The 23,005-nt window shown below is 64.0% G+C and carries 26 protein-coding genes; 12 read left to right on the forward strand and 14 right to left on the reverse strand.

Going from position 1 to position 23,005, the window contains the following annotated elements; translation table 11 throughout:
- Positions 1 to 208 precede the first annotated feature (208 nt).
- A complete protein-coding gene (locus tag E2481_RS01265; RefSeq protein WP_136715309.1) occupies positions 209 to 682 on the forward strand; it encodes a DUF5799 family protein in 474 nt (157 codons plus the stop codon).
- Here the strand turns inward: E2481_RS01265 and E2481_RS18510 are convergent.
- Entirely contained in the window at positions 676 to 828 is a 153-nt protein-coding gene (locus tag E2481_RS18510) for a DUF7557 family protein (protein ID WP_169302348.1), read from the reverse strand. The genes E2481_RS01265 and E2481_RS18510 overlap by 7 nt on opposite strands.
- Before the next feature lie 343 nt (positions 829 to 1,171).
- Here E2481_RS18510 and E2481_RS01270 point away from each other — a divergent pair, with 343 nt between their 5' ends.
- Together E2481_RS01270 and E2481_RS01275 are read left to right on the forward strand one after the other, a co-directional pair.
- Entirely contained in the window at positions 1,172 to 1,816 is a 645-nt protein-coding gene (locus tag E2481_RS01270; RefSeq protein WP_136715310.1) for a helix-turn-helix domain-containing protein, read from the forward strand.
- Between the two features lie 75 nt (positions 1,817 to 1,891).
- A complete protein-coding gene (locus E2481_RS01275) occupies positions 1,892 to 2,269 on the forward strand; it encodes a HalOD1 output domain-containing protein (RefSeq protein ID WP_136715311.1) in 378 nt (125 codons plus the stop codon).
- On the opposite strand, the gene E2481_RS01280 is transcribed toward E2481_RS01275, so the two are convergent.
- Positions 2,270 to 3,250: an isocitrate/isopropylmalate dehydrogenase family protein gene (locus E2481_RS01280; RefSeq protein ID WP_136715312.1), complete on the reverse strand. Its 981-nt coding sequence runs from the start codon at positions 3,248 to 3,250 to the stop codon at positions 2,270 to 2,272.
- 113 nt (positions 3,251 to 3,363) lie between these two features.
- Between E2481_RS01280 and E2481_RS01285 the strand changes: the two genes are divergently transcribed.
- Complete coding sequence (locus E2481_RS01285; protein WP_136715313.1) at positions 3,364 to 3,879, forward strand: Lrp/AsnC family transcriptional regulator; 516 nt, start codon at positions 3,364 to 3,366, stop codon at positions 3,877 to 3,879.
- A 176-nt stretch (positions 3,880 to 4,055) separates the two neighbouring features.
- Complete coding sequence (locus E2481_RS01290) at positions 4,056 to 4,412, forward strand: DUF7344 domain-containing protein (RefSeq protein ID WP_136715314.1); 357 nt, start codon at positions 4,056 to 4,058, stop codon at positions 4,410 to 4,412.
- 49 nt (positions 4,413 to 4,461) lie between these two features.
- On the opposite strand, the gene leuD is transcribed toward E2481_RS01290, so the two are convergent.
- The 7 genes from leuD to E2481_RS01325 all read right to left on the reverse strand — a co-directional run bounded on the left by leuD (position 4,462) and on the right by E2481_RS01325 (position 11,658).
- Complete coding sequence (leuD, locus tag E2481_RS01295; RefSeq protein WP_136715315.1) at positions 4,462 to 5,076, reverse strand: 3-isopropylmalate dehydratase small subunit; 615 nt, start codon at positions 5,074 to 5,076, stop codon at positions 4,462 to 4,464.
- A complete protein-coding gene (leuC, locus tag E2481_RS01300; RefSeq protein WP_136715316.1) occupies positions 5,073 to 6,494 on the reverse strand; it encodes a 3-isopropylmalate dehydratase large subunit in 1,422 nt (473 codons plus the stop codon). Before leuC ends, leuD begins: the two co-directional genes overlap by 4 nt.
- Positions 6,491 to 6,715 (reverse strand): hypothetical protein, encoded by a 225-nt coding sequence (locus E2481_RS01305; RefSeq protein ID WP_136715317.1) that lies wholly within the window; start codon positions 6,713 to 6,715, stop codon positions 6,491 to 6,493. Before E2481_RS01305 ends, leuC begins: the two co-directional genes overlap by 4 nt.
- Positions 6,716 to 6,719: 4 nt before the next feature.
- Positions 6,720 to 7,721 carry a ketol-acid reductoisomerase gene (ilvC, locus tag E2481_RS01310; protein ID WP_136715318.1) on the reverse strand — a complete coding sequence of 334 codons (1,002 nt, stop codon included), beginning with the start codon at positions 7,719 to 7,721 and terminating at the stop codon, positions 6,720 to 6,722.
- Positions 7,714 to 8,352 carry an acetolactate synthase small subunit gene (gene ilvN, locus E2481_RS01315; protein ID WP_136715319.1) on the reverse strand — a complete coding sequence of 213 codons (639 nt, stop codon included), beginning with the start codon at positions 8,350 to 8,352 and terminating at the stop codon, positions 7,714 to 7,716. Before ilvN ends, ilvC begins: the two co-directional genes overlap by 8 nt.
- A gap of 4 nt (positions 8,353 to 8,356) precedes the next feature.
- Entirely contained in the window at positions 8,357 to 10,150 is a 1,794-nt protein-coding gene (ilvB, locus tag E2481_RS01320; protein WP_136715320.1) for a biosynthetic-type acetolactate synthase large subunit, read from the reverse strand.
- A gap of 299 nt (positions 10,151 to 10,449) precedes the next feature.
- A complete protein-coding gene (locus E2481_RS01325) occupies positions 10,450 to 11,658 on the reverse strand; it encodes a LeuA family protein (protein WP_136715321.1) in 1,209 nt (402 codons plus the stop codon).
- A 171-nt stretch (positions 11,659 to 11,829) separates the two neighbouring features.
- Between E2481_RS01325 and E2481_RS01330 the strand changes: the two genes are divergently transcribed.
- Both E2481_RS01330 and katG read left to right on the forward strand, forming a co-directional pair.
- The gene (locus E2481_RS01330; RefSeq protein ID WP_136715322.1) at positions 11,830 to 12,120 is read left to right on the forward strand and encodes a DUF5779 family protein; all 291 of its coding nucleotides are present in this window, start codon (positions 11,830 to 11,832) and stop codon (positions 12,118 to 12,120) included.
- A 289-nt stretch (positions 12,121 to 12,409) separates the two neighbouring features.
- A complete protein-coding gene (gene katG / locus E2481_RS01335; RefSeq protein ID WP_136715323.1) occupies positions 12,410 to 14,548 on the forward strand; it encodes a catalase/peroxidase HPI in 2,139 nt (712 codons plus the stop codon).
- Positions 14,549 to 14,861: 313 nt separating this feature from the next.
- Here katG and E2481_RS01340 read toward each other — a convergent pair whose 3' ends face one another.
- Together E2481_RS01340 and E2481_RS01345 are read right to left on the reverse strand one after the other, a co-directional pair.
- Positions 14,862 to 15,542: a VOC family protein gene (locus E2481_RS01340; protein ID WP_136715324.1), complete on the reverse strand. Its 681-nt coding sequence runs from the start codon at positions 15,540 to 15,542 to the stop codon at positions 14,862 to 14,864.
- Positions 15,543 to 15,611: 69 nt separating this feature from the next.
- Positions 15,612 to 16,100, reverse strand: a complete 489-nt coding sequence (locus E2481_RS01345; protein ID WP_136715325.1) for a GNAT family N-acetyltransferase — start codon at positions 16,098 to 16,100, stop codon at positions 15,612 to 15,614.
- Positions 16,101 to 16,221: 121 nt separating this feature from the next.
- Between E2481_RS01345 and E2481_RS01350 the strand changes: the two genes are divergently transcribed.
- The 4 genes from E2481_RS01350 (at position 16,222) to E2481_RS01365 (ending at position 20,078) form a co-directional block, all read left to right on the forward strand.
- A complete protein-coding gene (locus tag E2481_RS01350) occupies positions 16,222 to 16,926 on the forward strand; it encodes a DUF502 domain-containing protein (RefSeq protein WP_136715326.1) in 705 nt (234 codons plus the stop codon).
- A gap of 47 nt (positions 16,927 to 16,973) precedes the next feature.
- Positions 16,974 to 17,384 (forward strand): archease, encoded by a 411-nt coding sequence (locus tag E2481_RS01355; protein WP_136715327.1) that lies wholly within the window; start codon positions 16,974 to 16,976, stop codon positions 17,382 to 17,384.
- A 69-nt stretch (positions 17,385 to 17,453) separates the two neighbouring features.
- Positions 17,454 to 18,551, forward strand: coding sequence for a DoxX family membrane protein (locus E2481_RS01360; protein WP_136715328.1), 1,098 nt, complete (start codon positions 17,454 to 17,456; stop codon positions 18,549 to 18,551).
- A 63-nt stretch (positions 18,552 to 18,614) separates the two neighbouring features.
- On the forward strand, positions 18,615 to 20,078 hold the full coding sequence (locus tag E2481_RS01365; protein ID WP_136715329.1) for an RtcB family protein: 1,464 nt from the start codon (positions 18,615 to 18,617) through the stop codon (positions 20,076 to 20,078).
- Here the strand turns inward: E2481_RS01365 and E2481_RS01370 are convergent.
- A complete protein-coding gene (locus E2481_RS01370) occupies positions 20,068 to 21,519 on the reverse strand; it encodes a sensor histidine kinase (protein WP_136715330.1) in 1,452 nt (483 codons plus the stop codon). The two genes, E2481_RS01365 and E2481_RS01370, sit on opposite strands and share 11 nt — an antisense overlap.
- A gap of 280 nt (positions 21,520 to 21,799) precedes the next feature.
- Positions 21,800 to 21,952: a DUF1328 domain-containing protein gene (locus E2481_RS01375; protein ID WP_136715908.1), complete on the reverse strand. Its 153-nt coding sequence runs from the start codon at positions 21,950 to 21,952 to the stop codon at positions 21,800 to 21,802.
- Positions 21,953 to 22,170: 218 nt separating this feature from the next.
- Here E2481_RS01375 and E2481_RS01380 point away from each other — a divergent pair, with 218 nt between their 5' ends.
- Positions 22,171 to 22,638: a hypothetical protein gene (locus E2481_RS01380; protein WP_136715331.1), complete on the forward strand. Its 468-nt coding sequence runs from the start codon at positions 22,171 to 22,173 to the stop codon at positions 22,636 to 22,638.
- A gap of 3 nt (positions 22,639 to 22,641) precedes the next feature.
- Here the strand turns inward: E2481_RS01380 and E2481_RS01385 are convergent, their stop codons facing one another.
- On the reverse strand, positions 22,642 to 22,983 hold the full coding sequence (locus E2481_RS01385; RefSeq protein ID WP_136715332.1) for a hypothetical protein: 342 nt from the start codon (positions 22,981 to 22,983) through the stop codon (positions 22,642 to 22,644).
- Between the last annotated feature and the right edge of the window lie 22 nt (positions 22,984 to 23,005).

Consider the following 23,005-nt stretch of genomic DNA (forward strand, 5'->3'; position numbering starts at 1 on the left):
CCCGCGCCACAGGGGTGGCACACGACGCATCGTCCGGCGGAGTCGAAGCGGACGACTTCTATAGTAGTCTGCAGAAATTTTCACCGTCCAGGAGCGTTTGCAGGCCAGCTTTCCGGTGCGAAACGCTCCGTTCGAGGACACTGTGAGCAAAGCCTTCTGGAGGCTACTATAGGGAACGCTGATACGCCGGGAGCCGTAAGCCCGTAGCATGACCGACCAGTGGACCGACCTCATCGTCGGTGACCGCATGACCGTCGACCAGCAGTTCACCGACCGCGTCGCCAATTCGCAGTTCTCCCGGCAACAATGGGGACTCGTCATGACCGCCGTCGAGTTCGACATCGAACGACCGGACGACGAAGAGAGTGCGGAACTCGTCGCCGACACCAGTAATCTCCCGTCGATCATCCCCGAACTGGACGCCGTCGATCAGCAGGGCCCCATGGGTGGCGGGGCGGGACGCGGCGACAAAAGCGGCGACAGCTCCGGACTTCTCGGCGGCATCACCGACGCGCTGGGACTCGGCGGTGGCGGCGATGGCGACACGGACCAGGTCGACCAGGACCAACTCGAAGCGGCCGACCGACTCGCCCAGGAGTACGCGACACAGTTACAGAATCAGTTAGAGGACACCGGCAAGTGGGAGGAAGTCAGGACGGTTGCGGCCGCCACGGATCAGTAGTCCTCGTCGCTCCCACGGAACAGCGTCAGTTCTTCGGCCTGGTAGATGTTGATGAGTTCGTTGATGACCTCGTCGTAACTCTCGTCGTCGACCCGGAGGCCGTCTAATCGCTCGATCGTCTCCTCGTCGAGATCGATGGATGACATAGAAGAGGCATTGCCTGGCAGGGTCTTAAGCCCCGCGGCGGGCGAGGGGGCACTCGGCGGCGTCCAACCGGGTTTTCCGCCGGTATTCGTAGCGAACCGGGACCCAAGTGGCCAGAGAGCTTTCCCGAACCCGATTCGTTAAATCGGGACAGAATGGAAGCGAACCGAAAGGCGCTCTGGCTCCGTCGACACGACGAGAATTCGTCGACGGATGCACAGACATACCGTCCGCCTCCAATAATGCGTTCGCGGAGATGTCAGGGATCGATCACGCGTTTTCACGCGGTCCACTCGACCGGGGCCGCGTGTATGAGATCCGTCGGTCGGTGCGGAAATCGGTGACATGAGCTTGATCGCCGAGTACACGCTGTCGAATCCGATCCTGCGGGAAACGCGCCGTGCGGTACCGAGCGTCGAAGTCGAGGTCGAGGACGAACAGCCAACCACGACCAACCCGTCACAACTCGTCTTCTGGGCGCGTGGGGACGAAGCGGACCTCGACCGATTCTTCGAGGCGCTGCCCGCCGACCCGTCCATCAGGGACTTCGAGATCCTCTCGTCGGCCCCCGAGCGGTATCTCTTCCGAGCGACGCTGTCCCCGAACGCCGAGCAGGGCATGACGTACGTCGACGCGATACAGAGCGGGATCACGTTCCTAGAGATCAAAACGTCCGGGGAGGGAGTGGAGTACCGTGCCGAGGTTCCGGACCGCGAGTCGCTGTCGGCGTACCGCGAACAGTGCCAGGAACGCGGTCTCACCTTCGAACTGCGTCGACTCTATCGGAGCGAGCACGCCGTGGCGAGGGGCTACGGGCTCACCGATCGCCAACGGGACGTGTTGGGCCGTGCCCTGGAACAGGGCTACTTCGAGGTCCCCCGGAACACGTCGGTCTCCGAGTTGGCCGACGAGTTCGACGTCTCCAGCCAGGCCCTCTCCGCACTCCTTCGGCGGGGACAGGCCACGCTTCTGGAGAACACGATCGGCTAGACCGCGACTATATAAAAGGTTGGAGCGTGAACCCGAATCCATACCGCCCTCTCTACACTCTGCTTTGGTAGATTGATGGCTACGAATTACAATCAGGCCACCGAGGGGGACACAGTGGACGAAATCACCTACACCGCAGGTGACGACGAAACGGTGACCGAGGCAGTACTCGCTGCCCTCCGGTCGGCGTCGGACGGCACCACGTCCCCGGTCCACGGGACGAATCGCGACGGGGACGACCCGATGGCACCGCTCTTCGAGACGGTCGATACTGACGCGCTCGATGCGGTTTTCAGTTCGACTCCCGACAACGACCGAGCGACCGGTTCGGTCGAGTTCACACACGCCGGATACGAGATCACCGCAACGGCCACCGGTACGGTCACCGTCTCGCCGGCGGGTGTCGTCGAAGAGAGGTCGACGGCGCGGTCCACGAGCGCCGACGAGGCCTAATTACAGGCGGTCGATTATCGCGTCGCTTACGTCCTCAGTAGACGCGTCCCCGCCGAGATCGGGCGTTTTCGGACCGTCTTCGAGGACCGACTCGACTGCCGACCGGAGCGTGGCCGCCTCGTCGGCGTAGTCGAGGTGTTCGAGCATCATTGCCGCCGACAGCACCATCGCCGACGGGTTAGCGATGCCCTGGCCCGCGATGTCCGGGGCCGAGCCGTGGACCGGTTCGAACAGCGCGTTGTCCGGGCCGACGTTCGCGCTCGGAAGCAGTCCCAGTCCGCCGACCAGTCCGGCCGCGAGGTCCGAAAGCATGTCCCCGGCCAGGTTCGGGCAGATGACGACGCCGTAATCCTCCGGGTGCATGATCAGGTGCATCGCCAGGGCGTCCATGAGCGCCTCGTCGTACTCGTAGTTCCCTTCCTCGGCGACGGCACTACAGGATTCGAGGAACTGGCCGTCCGTCGTCCGCATCACGTTGGCCTTGTGCGCGACCGTCACGTCCTCGTAGCCGTTCGCCTCGGCGTACTCGAAGCCGTACTCGGCGATGCGACGGGACGCCGAGTCCGTGATGAGTCGCGTCAGCGTGGTCACGTCGTCGGAGAGCTGGCTCTCGATGCCCGCGTAGACGCCCTCGGTGTTCTCACGGACGAACACGAGGTCCGTCTCGGGTTTGACCGCGTCCACGCCTGGGTACGCGCGGGCCGGACGCACGTTCGCGAAGGAGCCGACCGCTTCACGGAGCGGGAGGATCACGTCCGCTGCGGTCTCGCCGGCCGCACCGAACAACGTCGCGTCGGATTCCGCGGCCAGTTCGTAGGTCTCGTCGGGCAGTGCCTCGCCACGTTCCTCGAGGACGGCGTCGCCGGCGTCGCCGTCGACGAACTCGAAGCCGAGGTCGAGCGCGTCCAGTACGTCGAGCGTCGCCGGGACGACCTCCTGTCCGATGCCGTCACCGGGGATGACTGCGATCTGCTCTGTCATGCCAGGAGGTCCGCAGGGCCGTGAAAAGAGCGTGTCGATGTTCCCCCTGCTGTCTCCCGGCCCAACCCTGATCGGACACGCCGTTCAACTATCTGCGCATCGAATCGGTTTGTATGAGTGAGGATCCACTCGACAATCTCGACCGTCGCATCCTCCACCTGCTCCAGCTGGACGCCCGCGGTGCGACAGACACGGACATCGCCGAGGAGACGGACGTAACAGGAACGACGATTCATAATCGCATCATGCAACTGGAGGAGGCAGGCGTCATTACCGGATACAACCCGGAGATCGATTACGAAAAAGCGGGCTACCCGATGCGCGTCCTGTTCATCTGCTCGACGTACCTGTCCGATCGGTCGAAGATGGCGACGGAAGCACTCGAAGTCCGAGGCGTCGTGAACGTCCGGGAGATGCTGGCCGGCGAGGAGAACCTCCACATCGAGGTCGTCGCCGAATCCACCTCCGACGTGAAACAGAGTACCGAACAGTTGGATAGTCTCGGCCTTCGGATCGTAAGTAGCAATATTCTGTCAGAAGAGCACATTCAACCCTGGAATCACTTTCACCAGGAGATGGCCAGCGTTCACGACGACGACATTTCGGAACCGTCTGATTCCACCAACTAGGGACCGCTCGGTAAGGCGGGACTAGTTGCGTTATTGAATCCTTGTCGACAGCGGCTCGACTGAACCCCCTCCTCTGCTTGGAAAAGTCAACCAATACCCCGACGCTATCCGTATTTCTCAAATAGGTTAAATTATCGGAAAAAAGAGGTTAAGGCCGTTCGTAACTGAGTATGGGTATGGAACCGTTGGATTCTTCGAGACTAACTGAGACGTTCGGCCTCCTGACACACCCACACCGACGCGCCGTTCTGTACTACTTGACACGAGAATCGGACGTCGTCGACGTCGCGACGCTCGCGACGACGATCGCGGACTGGGAAGGGGACCGGACGGAGACGAGTCGCGCGGGGGACATCGAGGCGATCAAGACCACGCTCCACCACACTCATCTGCCGAAACTCGAAGCTGCTGGCATCGTTTCCACTGACTCGAACCGGAACACAGTCGAACTCGAAGAAACCGAAGGCCCCGACCTGTTCCTCGACTATACCGCACCGATCGACGGGTGCGGCGGAATCGTCGCCGACGATTGAGAATGCAGGAACGAATTCGCGCGCAGAATAGCCGAACGCGGGTTTCAGCTCAGAGGTACGCCAGTTCGTCGGCCGTCTCGTCGATGGCTTGCTGGTTGGCCTTCATCAGCGCGGTCGTGTCCCAGATCCCGTCGACGAGGGCCTTCCGCTGGCCCTCGTTGACCGTGACCTCGACGGTCGTGTCGCCGTAGGTCACCGTCTCCTCGGCGATGTCGATGTCGATCTCGGTGTCCGGGTACTTGTCGATGTAGTCCTGGATGGCCTCGACCGTCTCCTGGTCGGCGGTGATGGTCGGCATCCCGAGGGCCAGACAGTTGCCGGCGAAGATTTCGGCGAAGGACTCGCCGATGAACGCGTCGATGCCCCAGCGCATCAGCGCCTGGGGCGCGTGTTCGCGCGAGGAGCCACAGCCGAAGTTGTTGTTGACGACCATGATGTTGGCGTCCTGGAACCGCTCCTCGTTCATCGGGTGGTCTTTCTCGTTGTCGTCCTCGTCGAAGCGCAGGTCGAAGAAGGAGAACTCTCCCAGGCCGTCGAAGGTGACGACCTTCATGAACCGCGCCGGGATGATCTGGTCGGTGTCGATGTCGTTCCCGCGGATGGGAATACCCGTCCCCGAGACCTCCTCGACTTCCGGGATTTCGACTTCATCTGTGTCAGTCATACGCTGATCACCTCCTCCATCTCGCGAACGTCAGTGACTTCGCCGGTGACGGCCGCGGCCGCGACCATCTGCGGGTTCATCAGTACGGTTCGCCCGTCCTTCGAGCCCTGACGACCGATGAAGTTCCGGTTCGAGGAGGACGCACACGCCTCGTCGCCCTCCAGCTGGTCCTCGTTCATGCCCAGGCACATCGAACAGCCGGCGTTGCGCCAGTCGAAGCCGGCCTCCTCGAAGACCTCTTTGAGGCCTTCCTCCTCGGCGGCCTTCTGGACGCGCTGGCTGCCAGGGACGACGAACGCACGCACGTCGTCGGGTACCTCGCGGCCCTTGACGATCTCCGCGCCGCGACGCAGGTCGGGGAGTCGGGCGTTCGTACAGGAACCCAGGAAAGCCACGTCGATGTCGTAGCCCTCCATCGTGTCGCCGGGTTCGACGCGCATGTGCTCCTGGGCACGTTTCGCCGTCTCCTGTTTCTCCTCGGGCAGCGACTCCGGTTCCGGAATCGGGTCGGTGATGCCGACGCCCTGGCCGGGGGTGGTCCCCCAGGTGACGGTCGGTTCCAGCTCGTCGGCGTCGATTTGGACGACGTCGTCGTACTCGGCGTCGTCGTCGGACCGGATGGACTCCCAGTACGGCTTGAGTTCCTCGAACTTCTCGGGGTTGTCCTGGAAGTAGTCGGTCTCTTCTAACCACTCGTAGGTGGTCTCGTCGGGGTTGACGTAGCCGGCGCGAGCGCCGCCCTCGATGGACATGTTACAGATGGACATCCGCCCTTCCATGCCCAGGTTCTCGATGGTCTCGCCGGCGTACTCGTAGACGTAGCCGACGCCGCCCTCGGTCCCCAGTCGGCGGATGGTTTCGAGGATGATGTCCTTGGCCTCGACGCCCTCCTGCAGTTCGCCGGTGACCTCGATCTTCCGGACCTTCTGTTTGTCCATCGCAATGGTCTGCGTGGCGAGGACGTCGCGGATCTGGCTGGTCCCGATCCCGAACGCGAGCGCGCCGAAGGCACCGTGGGTCGAGGTGTGGCTGTCGCCGCAAACGATGGTCTTGCCGGGCTGGGTGAGTCCCTGCTCCGGACCGATGACGTGGACAATGCCCTGATCGCCGGTGTCCGGCGAGAGGAAGTTGATGTCCGCGTCCCGGACGTTCTCCTCCAGTTCCGACATCATCCGCTCGGCGGCGTCGTCGCTGTAGGGCCGGGACTGGTCTGCCGTCGGGACGATGTGGTCGACCGTCGCCAGCGTCAGGTCCGGTCGCGCGACCTCGAGGTCGCGCTCCTGGAGCATCCCGAACGCCTGCGGGCTGGTGACCTCGTGGATGAGGTGCAGGCCGACGAACAGCTGGTCCTGTCCGTTCGGCAGCGTCGTTACCTTGTGATTCTCCCAAACTTTGTCGTACAGTGTACCTTCGCTCATACTGATTCGTCGCGTCCTTCGGTCCCGCGCTCGAAGACTCGCATGGCACCGTCTCCTGCCGGGGGTGTGTGACTTACGTCTTTCATCGTCTGCTCGTCCGTTCCGGTTCGCTCTCCCCCGTCGGCAACGACCGTCTGACCGCGTCGGAAGGTGACCGTCTCACCGAACGGCTCGTCGGTGTAGGGGTTCGTGTGGCTGACCGCGTTCATAGCGTCCGTCATGCTGTTACTCGGCGTCCTCGTCCCAGGCGAAGAGGTCGCGCAGGCGGCCGCCGACCTCCTCGATCTGGTGGTTCTGTTCGGCGTCGCGGTACTGCTTGTAGGCGGGCCGGTTGGCCTGGTTCTCGTTGATCCATTCTCGCGCGAACTCGCCGTTCTGGACGCCTTCGAGGATCTCCTCCATGCCCTCGCGGTTGATGACTTCCTCGCCGCGCGTGAGACCACCGTATTCGGCGGTATCAGAAACGGAGTTCCACATCTCCATGTGGCCGCCTTCGTACATCAGGTCGACGATGAGCTTGAGTTCGTTGAGACACTCGAAGTAGGCCATCTCCGGGCTGTAGCCCGCGTCGACCAGCGTCTCGAAGCCGACCTTGACCATCTCGGTCACGCCGCCACAGAGGACGGCCTGTTCGCCGAACAGGTCGGTCTCGGTCTCCTCGCGGAACGACGTCTCGATGACGCCCGCCCGCGTGCAGCCGATCGCCTTCGCGTACGCGAGGCCTTCCGCTTTGGCCTCGCCGGTGGTGTCCTGGTAGATGGCCAGCAGGCCGGGGGTCCCCTCGCCTTTCTCGTAGTTGCGGCGCACGAGGTGACCGGGCGACTTCGGGGCGACCATCATCACGTCGACGTCGTCGTCGGGGCGGATCTGGCCGTAGTGGATGTTAAAGCCGTGGGCGAACATCAGCGTGTCACCAGCGTCGAGTTCGTCCCGGATCTGGTCGTAGACGTCGGGCTGTACAGTATCGGGAACGAGCATCATCACGATGTCGGCCTCGCTGGCGGCCTCGACCGGCGTCTCGACCGTCAGGCCCTCGTCCTCCGCGGCGGCTCGTGAGGAAGAACTCTCCCGGAGGCCGACGATCACGTCGACGCCGCTGTCAGAGAGGTTCAGTGCATGAGCGTGGCCCTGGCTGCCGTAGCCCAGGATGGCGACCGTCTCGTCTTCGATGTTCGATACGTCTGCGTCCTCGTCGTAGTAGATAGGGTTGGTAAAGTCGTCAGTCATCGTCTGCTGTCACCTGTTTCGGTGTTCCGTCTTCGTTCACTGCTGCGGTCGGCTGTTCGCCACGTGAGAGCGATGCGTAGCCCGTTCGGACGACCTCGCGGATGCCGAACTGGGCGTAGGCGTCGATGGCGTCGTCGATCTTCTGCTCGTCGCCGGTGATCTCGACCGTGATGGTCCGCGGCCCCGCGTCGAGCGTGTCGCCGTCGTACATCTCGGTGATGGCCTGCACCTTGTCCGGCTCGTCGCCGTTGAGTTTCAGGATCACCAGTTCGCGCTGGACGGCGTCCGGCTCCAGTTCGCGCACGTCGACGACCGGAATCAGCTTCTGGAGCTGTTTTTTCGCCTGCTCGATGCCGGGTTCGGGCTCCTCGATGACGATCGTCATCCGGGCGCGGTCCTCGTCGGTGGTCGTCCCGACGGTGAGACTCTCGATGTTGAACTGCCGTCGGCTAAAGAGTCCGGACACGTCGGCCAGCACGCCGGGCCGGTGTTCGACCAGCGCCGACAGCACCGCGCGTCGGGGTTCGTGTTCCGCCTCGACTTCCGGGTCGATACGAATGCCTTGCTCGTTGCGCCGTCCCGCCGGGCGTTGCCGCTCGTCCGGGGACGGTCCTGGGAGTTTTCCTGTCATCGTTCTAGATGTCGTCCAGCATGTCCTCAGAGAGGGCGAACTGCCCGTTGTCCCCACCGCTGGGGACCATCGGGTAGACGTTTTCCTCCGGATCGATCAGCACGTCGACGACCGAGGGCCCGTCGTACTCGATGGCCTCCTGGATGGTCTCCTCGACGTTCTCCTGGTCTTCGAGCCGCCAGCCGCGAGCCCCGTATGCCTCCGCGAGCTTGTCGAACTCCGGAATCCACGGGTACTGGGAGGCCATGTGTCGACCGCCGTAGAAGCCGTCCTGCCACTGTCGGACCATGCCGATGGCCTCGTTGTTCAGGACGACGATGGTGATGTCCAAGTTCTCCCGGACCGCGACGGTCAGTTCCTGACTCGTCATCAGGAACGAGCCGTCGCCCTCGAAGGAAACGACTTCCTTGTCCGGCTCGGCGAGTTTGGCCCCGATCGACGCGGGCACGCCGTAACCCATCGTTCCCAGGCCGTGCGAGGAGACCCACGTCCGAGGCTCCATGTACGTCCAGTACTGGCAGGCCCACATCTGGTGTTGGCCCACGCCCGTCGTGACGATGGCGTCGTCGTCGGTCGCCTCGTCGAACTGCTCGACGATGTACTGGGGTTTGAGCGGGCGGTCCTCCGGCATCTCGTAGTCCAGCGGGTACTCGTCTTTCCAGGTCTGGCACTGCTCGCGCCACTCCTCGGCCTTCGGCGCGCGCGTCATGGCGTCGTCCAGCTGGTCGATGACCTCGCTGGCGTCGCCCAGCAGCGGGTAGTCCGCTTCGACGTTCTTGCTGATTTCCGCGGGGTCGATGTCGACGTGGATGACCTCCGCGTCCGGGGCGAACGAGTCGAGGCCGCCGGTCAGCCGGTCGTCGAAACGCGTCCCGATGCCCAGCAGGCAGTCGGTCATCGTGATGGCCATGTTGGCGTAGCCGGTGCCGTGCATGCCGGCCATCTCCAGGCTGAGTTCGTGGTCCTCGGGGAACGCGCCGATGCCGGGCATCGTCGTGATGACCGGGATCTCGTACTCCGTGGCGAAGTCGTACAGTTCGTGCCAGGCCTCGCCCTTGATGACGCCACCGCCCGCCAGGATGACGGGTTTCTCGGCGTCCATCAGACAGTCCGCGGCCGCCTCGACGGCGTCCTCGTCGGCCTCTTCCGGCGGGTTGTACGTGTCCGGCGTCTTCGGCTTCGTCGGCTCCCGGGTAGTCTCGCCCTGGGTCACGTCCTTGGGCAGGTCGACTAGCGTCGGCCCCTGCCGGCCCTCGTCGGCCAGCGCGAACGCGGTCCCGACGTCGTCGCCCACCTCGTCGGGGCTCGACGAGAAGTAGTTGAACTTCGTGATCGGGGCGGTGACGCCGATGGTGTCGGTCTCCTGGAAGGCGTCGTTGCCGACGAAGTTCGTCGGCACCTGCCCGGTCAGCGCGATCAGCGGGTCCGAGTCCATGCTGGCGTCGGCCAGCCCGGTCACGAGGTTGGTCGCGCCCGGCCCGGACGTAGCCATACAGACGCCCGGATCGCCGGAGACGATACCGAACGCGTCTGCGGCGTGTGCCGCGCCCTGTTCGTGGGCCATCGTGACGTGGTTCAGGTCCGATTCGCTGTACAGCGCGTCGTAGACGGGCATGATCGCCCCGCCCTGGACGCCGAAGAGGTACTCCGCGCCTGCGTTCTTCAGCGCCGCGACGACCGCGTCAGCACCCGTCTCGACGGGTTCGACGTGGGATTCGCCCTCCGGTTCGGTCGGCGGGCCGCCTTCGGCTTCCGATTCGACTTCGTCCGCGTGCGGTGTCTGCGCGCCTTCGCTCATGTTCTGTCCTCCAGTGCGTGTGGTCGATAGTGCGTGTCGTGCATGTCTAGTACCCTCCGTTGCTCGTCGATTGACGATGCCTCAAAAGCCGAAATGTGTGTGGTATAGGGGCTAGTCGGCCCCTACAATGATCGGCAGAAGTGCGAGCGCGTCGCTGGCCGAGGAGTGAACCCGACTGCCAGCGCGCGATGTCATCGGTACGAAAGTACATCGTCCGAGCGGTATAATTCTTCCGAGTCGAGACGAACGGTCCGTTTAGCCGCCGCTCGGGACAGGTCGAAACCGGACGGGAGGTCATCTCAGATCCGGACCTCCTCTTCTTTGACGCCGACCTCGCGGGCGAACTTCTCCAGAACGTCCATCGTGACCCGCTGTTTCTCGGCGCCGTAGTCCTTGACGCGTCGGGTGACCTCCCGAACTTCCTCTTCGGTCGGGTCGAACCCGGCGTCGCTCAACCGCTCGCGAACGGAGTGTTGGCCGGTGTGTTTCCCGAGGACGAGTTCGCGCTCGGCCCCCACCATCTCCGGCGTCATGACACCCGGCTCGAACGTGTCCGAGTTCTCGATGACGCCCGCGGCGTGGATGCCGCTCTCGTGGGAGAAGGCGTTCTCGCCGACGACCGGCTTGTTGGCCGGCACCGGAATCGACGACCGGTCCTCGACCAGCCGTGCCAGTTCCGTGATCCGCGTCGTGTCGATGTTGGTGTCGACGTCGTACAGGCTTTCGAGAGCCATCACGACCTCCTCGTAGGCCGCGTTGCCCGCCCGTTCGCCGATCCCGTTGACCGACACCTGCGACTGGCTCGCGCCAGCTTCGTAACCGGACAGCGCGTTCGCGCTTGCCAGTCCGAAGTCGTCGTGTGTGTGAACGTCCACGCGCGCGTCGATCGCATCGACGACGTTCTCGACCATGTCGTAGAGTCGCCGCGGTGTCGCGACACCGACGGTGTCCGGGAGATTCACCCAGTCAGCGCCGGCTTCGTCCGCGGCTTGCACCGCTTCGATCAAGAAGTCCTCGTCCGTACGCGTCGCGTCCATCGGCGAGAACATGCACTCGACCCCGGCCTCCGTGACACGCTCGATCGACTCGACGGCGGCCTGCTTGGCCTCCTCCCGAGTCGCGTGCATGGAGTCCTGCAGTTGGACGTCGCTGGTGGACACGAAGACGTGTACCAGGTCGACGCCCGAGTCGATTGCAGCCTCGACGTCTTTCTCGACCACGCGTGCCAGTCCACAGACCTCGCTCCGGGTGGTGGACTCGGCGATGTCGCGAACGGCCTCGAACTCCGCGTCCGAGTTGACCGGGAACCCTGCCTCGATGACGTGAGTGCCCATGTCGTCCAGTACAGCCGCGATCTCGCGTTTGTCGTCGTAGGAGAACGACGTGCGAGGCGACTGTTCACCGTCGCGCAGCGTGGTGTCGAAAACTCGTGCTTCTGTTATCTCAGAAGTGGAATCCAGTGTGCCCTGGAAGAACTCGATCCGCCGGGGATCCCGACGTGCCCTCATTGTTGGACATGATTACACCCAAACGAAGGTCATGCCTCCTATATAAACCTGTCCTTGCAACAATCCGACGTTCCTCGGTGAACACGGGGCGTCCACGTCGAGAGTGGTCGAGCAGTTGTCGGCCGTGGGGAAGTGGCGAGGCTTTTTGCCACCCGCACACCAGCAGGAGGTATGAGCGACTTCGACCTCGACCTGCAGGCAGTCGAGGACCAGATGGAAGACGGTGAACGGGAGGGGAGCCACATCGTGCTCGGCATCCTCGACGGCTCGACGCCGGACGGGGAGTGGCTCGCCGAGATCGCAAGCGGCGCCGTACTCGTGCTGTCAGTCGACGGAGACGTGAACGAACTGGCCTCCGGGTTCGCCCGCGACGTGAAAGCCGACGGCGGCGACCTCGTCCACTTCCGCGACTTCCTCATCGTCACACCGCCGGGCGTCGTCATCGACACCGAACGGCTCTGAGCGGGCCCCCTCTGTCACTGCCCCGAGGGTTCGAGGGTCCAGGTCGAATCGAAGCACGAGTACCAGTTCGTCGAGGAGCCCCAGTATTTCGAGAAAACCAGCGTACGCAGTTGGCATACGAACGGGACGATTGCCACTCAGAACCGATGCTGGGCCGAACGAGGTGTAGAATACGGGGGCGAGTGCTCAGTGCCGATCGTTCACACATCCGATAGAATGCTTGGGGGTAAGCGAAGATTTTCTTCCCGGATTGGACAGATTAATATGCCAAAGCAACAACTAGCAGGTGATGAATAGGTCAACCCAGGACTGGTGGCCGAATCAGTTGAACGTGGGAATTCTCGATCAGAACGCCCAGCAAGTCGATCCGATGGGCGAGGAGTTCGACTACGCCGAGGAGTTCCAGAAACTCGACTTCGAGGCCCTCAAGGAGGACATCGAAGAGGTTCTGACGACGTCGCAGGACTGGTGGCCGGCTGATTACGGGCACTACGGCCCGCTGATCATCCGGATGGCGTGGCACAGCGCCGGTACGTACCGCACGACCGACGGCCGCGGCGGCGCGTCCGGCGGGACCCAGCGCTTCGCACCCGTCAACAGCTGGCCCGACAACGCGAACCTGGACAAGGCGCGACGCCTGCTCTGGCCGGTCAAGCAGAAGTACGGCCGCAAGATCTCGTGGGCCGACCTGATCGTCCTGGCCGGGAACGTCGCCATGGAGTCGATGGGCTTCGAGACGTACGGGTTCGGCGGCGGGCGCGAGGACGCCTGGGCGCCCGACGAGGCCGTCGACTGGGGCCCCGAAGAGGAGATGATGGCGGACAAGCGTCACGACGAAGAGGGGAACCTCGAAGGCGATCTCGCTGCAGACCACATGGGCCTCATCTACGTGAATCCGGAAGGCCCGGGCGGTGAGCCGGACCCCGAAGAGTCGGCGAAGTACATCCGCCAGTCGTTCGACCGGATGGCGATGAGCGACGAGGAGACGGTCGCGCTCATCGCCGGTGGACACACGTTCGGGAAAGTCCACGGCGCAGATTCCGACGACAACCTCGGCCCCGAGCCCGAAGCGGCCCCTATCGAGAAGCAGGGCCTGGGCTGGGAGAACGAGTACGGCGAGGGCAAAGGCCCCGACACGATCACCAGCGGAATCGAGGGTCCCTGGACCCAGTCGCCCACTGACTGGGACATGGACTTCGTCGACAACCTGCTGGAATACGAGTGGTGGCCCGAGAAAGGGCCCGGCGGTGCGTGGCAGTGGACCACCGAGAACGGCGAACTCGACGAGAGCGCCGAGGGCGTCGAGGACCCGTCCGAGAGAGAGGACATCATGATGCTGACGACGGACGTGGCGCTCAAACGGGACCCGGACTACCGGGAGATCCTCGAACGGTTCCAGGAGAACCCGATGGAGTTCGGGATGACCTTCGCGAAGGCCTGGTACAAGCTGATCCACCGCGACATGGGGCCGCCCGAGCGGTTCCTCGGTCCCGAGGTCCCGGACGAGGAGATGATCTGGCAGGACCCCATCCCCGACGCCGACTACGACCTGATCGGGGACGACGAGATCGCCGAACTCAAAACGGAGATCCTCGACTCGGACCTGTCCACTTCCCAATTGATCAAGACCGCCTGGGCAGCGGCGTCGACGTACCGCGACAGCGACAAGCGCGGTGGCGCGAACGGCGCCCGCATCCGCCTCGAACCGCAGAAGAACTGGGAGGTCAACGAGCCCGACCAGTTGGCGACGGTGCTTACGATCCTGGAAGGGATCCAGGAAGAGTTCAACGGCGCCCGATCCGACGACGTTCGGGTCTCGCTCGCCGACCTCGTCGTGCTGGGCGGCTGTGCGGCCGTCGAGCAGGCGGCGGCCGACGCCGGCTACGACGTGGAAGTGCCCTTCGAGCCGGGTCGCACGGACGCCTCGCAGGAACAGACCGACGTCGAATCGTTCCAGGCGCTCAAACCCGACGCGGACGGGTTCCGCAACTACGCGAGCGACGACCTCGACCGCTCGGCGGAGGAAGTGCTGGTGGACAACTCCGAGCTCCTGAACCTGACAGCCCCCGAGATGACGGTGCTGGTCGGCGGTATGCGCTCGCTGGGCGCGACCTACCAGGACTCGGACCTCGGCGTCTTCACCGACGAGCCGGGGACGCTGACCAACGACTTCTTCGTGAACCTGCTCGACATGGATTACGAGTGGGAACCGGTCTCGGACTCCAAGGACGTGTTCGAGGGACGCGACCGTGAGACGGGCGACGTCGAGTGGAAGGGTTCGCGCGTGGACCTCATCTTCGGATCCCACTCTCGGCTTCGCGCCCTCGCGCAGGCCTACGCGAGCGACGACGCGGAGGAGAAGTTCGTGCACGACTTCGTGGACGCGTGGGACAAAGTGATGTCCCTCGACCGCTTCGATCTCGAATAGTCCCGTCCGAGCCCCTTTTACAGTTTCTACGGCCGGACCGGTCCCGGCGAGCGGAGCCGGTGCCACCGAGCCTGCTCAGTCGTCGCTGCTCGCGACGGCGTCGGTGGTCCCGCCGAGGAGAACCAGATCAGGCGCGAAAAACCGTATCCGATCGTCGTCGAGGGCAACGTCCGGTACTGGGTCATTTTGCTCAGTCGCCTGGTGCCGTCCCCGAACCGACCGTCAGTGAACCCGACGCGTATTGTCTCGGCGGTTTGCCCGCCGATGTCTCAGCCCGAATGTGGCGTTCACACGGAATGCAGGTCCCGAATTCCTATCGAAACGTGAGGTGGTGGCCGTCGGGGTCCACGATGCGAGCCTCGTCGGGCAGACGTTCGACGCTGCAGGCGTCCGCTTCGACGGCATCGACTGCGGCGTCGGGGTCGTCCGTTTCGAACCCGACATCGACGTGGACACCACCGCGACCGTCGGCGAGACCGAGCTGTGGTTCCCACAGTTCGAGGTCGAACGATCCGGCGGTCAGCCGAACGCGTCGGCGTTCGTCGCCGCGACCCATCACTTCCAGTCCGAGCGCGCGGTAGAACGCTTCGGCGCGGTCGAGATCGGCGACTTCCAGCACGATCTCGAAGACCCCCGTGATGCCGGCCCCCTCGTCGCTTCGCTGGCCGATCTCGACGCAGTTGCCGTCCACGTCGTAGAAGTACAGCGACTTCGCGTCGCCGAACTGGTGTTCGACGAGATCGAACGACTCCGAGAGCCGGGCCTTCCAGGCGTCGTATTCCTCGTGTGGGGTCGAGAGCGCGAAGTGCGTGTGGAGCCCGCCGCGCGGGACGGCCTCAGGGCGGCGGAGGACGAGATCGGTGTCACCGGCCGCTAGCGCGACCTCCGTCTCGGTCTCTCGGACCGTCTGCAGGTCCAGAAACGATTCGTAGAACGACCGCGCTCGGTCGAGATATTTGACCTCGAGCGCGAGCCAGCCCAGGCCAGTGAGCATAGCACACGTTCGCGCCCGACGGTCTTAACAGTGTACTGTCGGATTCGATCGGCGATCAAACCGTTTCGGTCAACGCAACAGTCGGGAGAGTCGGTCAGTGATACCGCCGCCGGACCCCAGTTTGAGGTAGAACGCGTCGCCGCCGTCCTCGTAGTAGTTCTCGATCCGGCGCTGTACCTCGAATCCCATGTGCTTGTAGAACCCGATGGCCGGTTCGTTGGTCGTCCTCGCGTGGCAGGTCACCGAGGAGTGATTGTCGGCGACCCGGGCGATGAGTTGCTTGCCGAAGCCGTTACCGCGGTACTCCTCGCTGACGGCGAGAAACAGGATGTACCCGTCACGGCGGACGGCGGCGAAGCCGACGAGCCGTTCGGGTTCGAGTTGCCCCGTCTCCAGATAGCAGTAGACCGTCGACCGGCGATAGGCGTCCTTGAAGAAGCCGCGTCGCTGGCGGAGAACGCCGTCTTCGCGTCTGATCTGCTCTTTGAGAGCCCAAGCCTCGTCGACGTAGTCGTCGGCTCCCGACTCGACGACGCGGCTTTCGATCGTGGCACTCACTACCCGGTACTAAGCGGATACGTTACTATAATTCCACCGGCGTCGGTAACAAACGACCGGACCGTCGTGGTCGCGTTCGCGGTCCACAATTCCTTTTTCCCTGTCAAGTGTCGGTTCTGCCATGTCGAAACCGACAGCGACCGTCGACCGGGGCTCGAACAGGGACGTCGTCCGGAAGCGGTTCCGAAGCGCGATGGTCACGGGCATCGCCGTGACAGTGCCGCTCATCGTGACGCTCCTGGTCCTCGGGTTCGTCGTCGACTTCGTGTCGAGAACGCTCAATCCGCTCGTCGTCGTGGCCGAATCCGCACCGGTCACGTCGGACGTCCCGAAACTGGCCGTGGAGCTCGTCGTCCTCGTCACGCTGCTCCTGGTGATCCTGCTCGTCGGACTCGTCGCCGACCGCCAGCCCGAGGAAAGCGCCATCGAGGACAGCTTCGACCGGATGATGGCCGGCATCCCCGGGATCGGGTCGATCTACACCAGTTTCAACGAGATGAGTCGGCTCCTCCTGGAGAGCGACACGGACAGCTTCCGGGACGTGAAACTGGTCGAGTTCCCCCGCGAGGGGTCCTACGCCATCGCCTTCCTCACGGCCCATACGCCCGCATCGATCGAGGACGCGACCGGACACGACGAGATGGAGACCCTCTTTCTCCCGATGGCCCCGAACCCCGTGATGGGTGGCCACGTCGTCAGCGTCGACGCGGACCGCGTCGTCGACGTCGATATGACCGTCTCGGAAGGCATCCGGACCATCGTCACGAGTGGCGTCGCCATCGAGGACAGGGACGACATCGAGCATGCGACGCGCCAGTCACACTGAGCGCGGAGGGAAGCAGCAAAGGGGGCCGGCGTCGAACCGACCGAGCAATGAGCTTCGACCTGCGCGAACACACGGCCGACGTGGCCGTCGAGGCGACCGGCCCGGACCTCGACGCCGCCTTCGCCGCCGTCGCCGACGGACTGGCCGCCGCGATGTGTGAGGACGTGCCCGACGACGGCGAGCGGTTCTCGCTGTCGGTCAGCGCCGAGAGCCGCGAGGCGCTGCTCTTCGATTACCTCGACGAACTCATTTACGAGCGCGACGTGCGCGGCGTGCTCCCCGTGGACAACGAGGCGACGGTGAGCCGGGACGGCGACGAGTGGACCTGCGAGGCGACTGCCCGCGGCGTCCCGCTGGACGCTATCACGGCCCGGGAGATCAAGGCCGTCACCTACTCCGAGATGGACCTCGCCGAGACCGACGAGGGATGGCACGCGTACGTCGTCTTCGACGTGTAAGACCCTCAAATCGGGGGAAGCCCCGGCCGCGATGACGATGCTTACCCACGTCGAGTTCGTAGCGAACCCATGGGTAATTCGTCCGCACGGTCCCCCGTGGCGTCGACGCTCGGTGCGGTGTTGTCGCTCGCGGCACTGGCCGTCATCGCGACCGATTCGGCGACGGCACACATCGATTACGTCACCGATGGGGCCGGAGAAACCGGTGACCCCATCGCGTTCGCCGTGGAAGTGCTCTCACAGCCCGAAAACGCCCTGCTGTTCGGTGGGACGGGACTCCTCGGTGGCGTCGCTCTGCTCGGGTATCTGTGGGTTCGACCGACGATTCCCGATATCGACGTTTTGCGGGCCACGCTCTCGGAGTACCGTGACCTCGTGCCGTGGATGCTCCGGCTCAGCATGGGCCTGCCGCTGATCGGTGCCGGCTTCGCCGGCTACTACTTCAGCCCGGCCGTCGAGACCGCGCCGCGATTGCTGATGATCGGTCTCGGATTCTTCCTGTTGTTCGGGCTGGCGACCCGGTTCGTGGCCGCCGTTGGCCTAGTCGCGTACCTGGTCGGTCTGGCATCCGACCTGCGACTCCTGCTCTCCATGGAGTACGTTCCGGGCTTGCTCGCTATCGTCCTCCTGGGCGGTGGCCGACCCAGCGCCGACCACATGCTCGGCGCGGTCGCGAACGCGGAGGGAACGTTGTACGGCCGCGTCGACCCGTTCCACCGCCTCGGCCACTGGTTCGCGGAACGAGTGGCACCGTTCGCCCGCTACGCGCCGTCGGTGATCCGCGTCGGACTCGGGGTGACCTTCGTCTACCTGGGCCTCGTCGAGAAAATCCTCCAGCCCGGGCGGGCGCTCCAGGTCGTCGAGCAGTACGACCTGACCGCGATCGTGCCGGTCGACCCCGGCGCGTGGGTCCTCGGTGCGGGCCTCGCCGAGATCGCGCTCGGCGTCCTGCTGATCGGGGGACTGCTCACGCGCGGCGTGGCCGCGGCCGCGTTCGTCGTGTTCACGCTGACGATGTTCGGCCTCCCAGACGATCCCGTGCTCGCCCACGTCACGATGTTCGGCCTGGCGTCGGCCGTGTTCACCCTCGGGAGCGGACCACTGGCACTCGACAACTTCGTGACGGACGCCGAACACCGGACGAATCATCCGACGCCCGCCGACTGACAGGCTCCCCTCGGATCCCTGCCAGTCGTAATTTATACCCCCGTCCCCGCGGGAGTATCTCCTATGACCACCTACGACGCGGACGGCATTACCCTGGAGAAGGTACGGGACTATGTCTGGGAGATTCCACAGGAGGGCGGGATGAACGCGCCCGCACGCGTGCTGGCGAGCGAGGCCCTTCTGGAGGAGATCGAACAGGACAAGACCCTCCAGCAGTTGAAGAACTCGGCGCATCTCCCCGGCGTCCGGAAACACGCCATCTGCATGCCCGACGGCCACCAGGGCTACGGCTTCCCGGTGGGTGGTGTCGCCGGTATCGACGCCGAGGACGGCTGTATATCGCCGGGAGCGGTCGGCTACGACGTGAATTGCGGAGTCAGAATGATGACAACTAATCTCTCTTATGATGATGTCCAGGGTCGTGAAGAGGAACTCGTCAACAACTTATTTGAGAACATCCCGTCGGGTCTCGGCGGCGGCGGCGTCGTCGAGACGGGAATGGACACCATCGAGGCCATCCTGGAGCGAGGGATGGACTGGGCGCTCGAAGCAGGGTGGGCCGTCGAGGACGACCTGGCCCACTGCGAGGACGAGGGGTTCCGGCCGGAGGCCGACGCCGACAAGGTCTCGAAGAAGGCCAAGGATCGCGGGAAGAACCAGGTCGGTAGTCTCGGCAGCGGTAACCACTTCCTCGAAGTCCAGCGTGTCACCGACGTCTACCGCGAGGACGTGGCCGACTCGTTCGGGCTCGAACCCGACCAGATCGTCGTGCTCATTCACTGCGGGTCCCGTGGGCTGGGTCACCAGGTCTGTACGGACTACCTCCGGGAGATCGAGCAGGCTCATCAGGGGATGTTGAACCAGTTACCGGACAAGGAACTGGCCGCGGCACCCGCCGGTTCCCAGCTCGCCGAGGACTACTACGGGGCGATGTGTGCGGCGATCAACTACGCCTGGGTCAACCGCCAGCTCATCATGCACCGGACGCGACAGGTGTTCGAGCGCGTCTTCGACCAATCTTGGCAGGAGATGGAGATGGACCTGCTGTACGACGTGGCACACAACATCGCCAAGAAGGAGGTTCATACCGTGGAAGGTGGCGAGGAGCGCGAACTGTTCGTCCACCGGAAGGGGGCGACGCGGGCGTTCCCGGCCGGTCGCGAGGAAGTCCCGCCGGCCTACAACGACGTGGGCCAACCGATCATCATCCCCGGTAGCATGGGGGCGGGCAGCTACGTGCTGCGGGGCGGCGAGAACTCCCTGGCGGAGACGTTCGGATCGACGGCCCACGGGGCCGGCCGGCTGATGTCCCGCACGCAGGCGAAAAACGAGTACTGGGGCGAGGACGTGAGAGACGAGTTGCGCGAACAGAACCAGATCTACGTCAAGGCCAACTCCGGGGCGACGGTCGCAGAGGAAGCCCCCGGCGTCTACAAGGACGTCGACGAGGTGGTTCGCGTCTCCGACGCGCTCGGTATCGGCGACAAAGTGGCCCGAACCTTCCCGGTCTGTAACATCAAGGGGTAGCGTCCCGGTCAGGGAACTCACGCTCACACGCCCGGGGAGCCGCTTCGACGCCGGTCACCTCGAACCTGGCCCCGCCGTCGGTGGCGTCCGTCACTGTGACTGACCAGCCGTGAGCGTCGACGATGTTCTCGACGATGGCCAGTCCGAGACCGGTCCCGTCGTTGGCGGTCGTGAAGCCGGTTTCCAGAATCTCGGTCCGCTTGCCCTGAGGGATTCCGGGGCCGTCGTCCTCGACGTAGAACCCGGACTCGTCGTCCAGTGTCCCGACGGTGACGGTTACCTCCGGGCCGGCGTGTTCCACGGCATTGCGGAGCAGGTTCTCGAACACGCGCCGAAGGCTGTTGCGATCCCCGTGAATCGTCGTCGCCGTCGCGACTTCCAGGGTCAGATCGTCGCTGTCGACGACCTCCCGGCAACGCTCCAGTAAGGGCTCGAGTTCGACTGGTTCGGTCTCCTCGATGATCAGTCCCTCACGGGCCAGATCGAGGATCTCGTCCACCATCTCGCTCATCCGACAGAGGGCCGCTTCCGCGGCCTCGAAGTGGCAGTCGTCGCCGGTTTCACGGGCCAGTTCGAGGCGGCCCGAGATGATGTTCATCGGGTTGCGGAGGTCGTGAGAAACGACGCTGGCGAACTGTTCGAGGCGGTCGTTCTGCTCGCGGAGTTCCCGCTCGCGTTCCTTCCGTTCGGTGATGTCCCGGATGTTGACGATGAACCCCTCGATCCGCGGGTTCGACAGCTGATTGTTGCCGATCGCTTCGAGCCACCGCCAGGACCCATCGGCGTCTTCGAACCGGAATTCGGCGGTCCGCGTCTCGTCGGGGTTCCTGACGGCCCCTTTGAACACGGTCCAGACCTCCGACACGTCCTCGGGGTGCATCGACTCGAAGGCGTTCCGTCCGACTAACTCCGACGGCTCGTAGCCCATGAGTCGCTGCCAGGACTGACTGACGTACGTGAAGGTCCCAGACCCGTCGACGACCACCATGAGATCGGTCGACTGTTCGAGGAAGGTTCGATACCGTTCGCGCTCCCGAACAAGCGTCTGCCGCGTCCGGTGGGACTCGACGGCGTTCCGGATGCGGTTGGCGAGCACCGTGCCGACCTCTCCGGCCCCCGACTTCTGAACGTAGTCGGTGACACCGTGTGAGAGCGCTTCGCTCGCCAGCGACTCGGACCCGTCCCCGGTAAAGAGAATAAACGGGAGGTTGGAGTCGTAGTCTCGGACGTCGTCCAGAAAGGCGATTCCGTCCGTCGACGCCAACTCGTAATCGCTGACGATACAGGCAACCGACTCCGTCCGAAGGGTATCGAGTGCGTCACAGGCCCGCCGCTCCCTGGACACCGAGAACTGCTCGCCCTCTCGCTCCAACCGTCGTGTAACCGTCTCGCTAAACTCGGCGTCGTCGTCAACGATCACGACGTGGAGGGACTCCGTCATTAATCAATGTCTGCGTTCCAATACTTCTTATATCCATGGTACCAATTCACCAGATCCCCCTCCGAAATTTATCAATATTGAAAATATAGTTGATTGTGAAAACGCTGGTAAGGTGCCCATTTAATCAGTTCATGACAATATAACCCATTCTGGTTTTTAGCTTCGATAATCAATGGCGGTTTAATACCGGTGTCTCGGAATACTACATGAATAGTTGATATATTAGATACTTCGCTCGTCGGACTGCGGACGACGGGAAGGCGTGGTGTTCGTGGAGACGTTACCCGGGCCAGACCAGCGAGAGGACGGCAAGGACGATGAAGCCGATTATCAGCCACTTCGCGATGTCCATCGACAGTCCCGCGACCTCACCGGCACCGAGGACGCCGGCGATGATGGCGAGGACGAAAAAGGCGATGGCGAGTTCAAGCAGTGCCATCGTTCCACGCCCCAAGAACGGTAGTCGCTCGGTCGTGCTGGCTGTCGGAGACCCGCTCAGCGGTCGTTTGTTCGAACATGCTCAGGTACGACTTCGCCCCGGACGTGCGAGAAGCTACGGCCTGCAAACGCAGGGTCACGGGCGGGCCCGGCGGTCGACCGGGGGGAACCGGAGAGTTGATATCAGACGGGCGAGCGGCGAGAGGCAAGCGCATGAGCACGATCGAGTTGTTCACCGCCGGTTGCGTGTTGCTCGGAACGGTCGCCATCGGAACCGTGATCCACGAACTCTCCCACGCCGCCGCCCTCCGAGCGTTCGGGGTTCCCTACGCCATCACGTGGCTCCCGGGTGAGAACGAGGGGTTTCACAACGGGTGGCCGTTCGGTGCGCTAGCGTCGGTCAGTCCCCTGCCGACGCGACGAGACATTTCCCCGTTTGCACTGCGGACCGCGGCAGTGATGCCCGTGCTCATGACGATACCGGTCGTCCTGGCTCTCCTCGGGATACTCCCGGACCCCGTGGCCAGCGGCAACGTGACCGGGACCGCTGTCGTCGTCGGCTGGCTCGCCTGTGCACTGCCGAGCCCCCGGGATTTCTCGCTGGTCTGGCACGCCGAGAAAGCCGTCGAGGAAACGCGGAACGATCCGAACGGCGAGCGTGAGAAGGGGTGTCCGAAATAGCGATCACGGCCTGAAGTCGAACCGCGGCCGGTCGATGTCGGGCGTGCGGTGGTCGACCGGTCGCCCGTCCTCGTACCGCAGGAAACTCAGGTAGAAGGTCCGTCCGCAGCCGTCTCTCGACGGGTCCGGGTCGTTCGCTCCGCCCTCGCCGATCGGTTCGCCGGAACCGGCGTCGCCGAGGCAGACGAATTCGACCCCGTCGGCGGCCTCGATATCACCGGTAGTCGAGGCGTACTCCCAGTCGGCGAGGGGTTCGCGAGTCACGCACTTGTCGTCGAGATACCCCTCGCGTTCGATGCCCGTCACCGCGCCGCAGTACGGGCAGTGATAGGTCACTTCGACCATACACACGGTAGGGGCGGGAGAC

It is taken from the genome of Halorientalis salina (assembly GCF_005049285.1).
Classification (GTDB): domain Archaea; phylum Halobacteriota; class Halobacteria; order Halobacteriales; family Haloarculaceae; genus Halorientalis; species Halorientalis salina.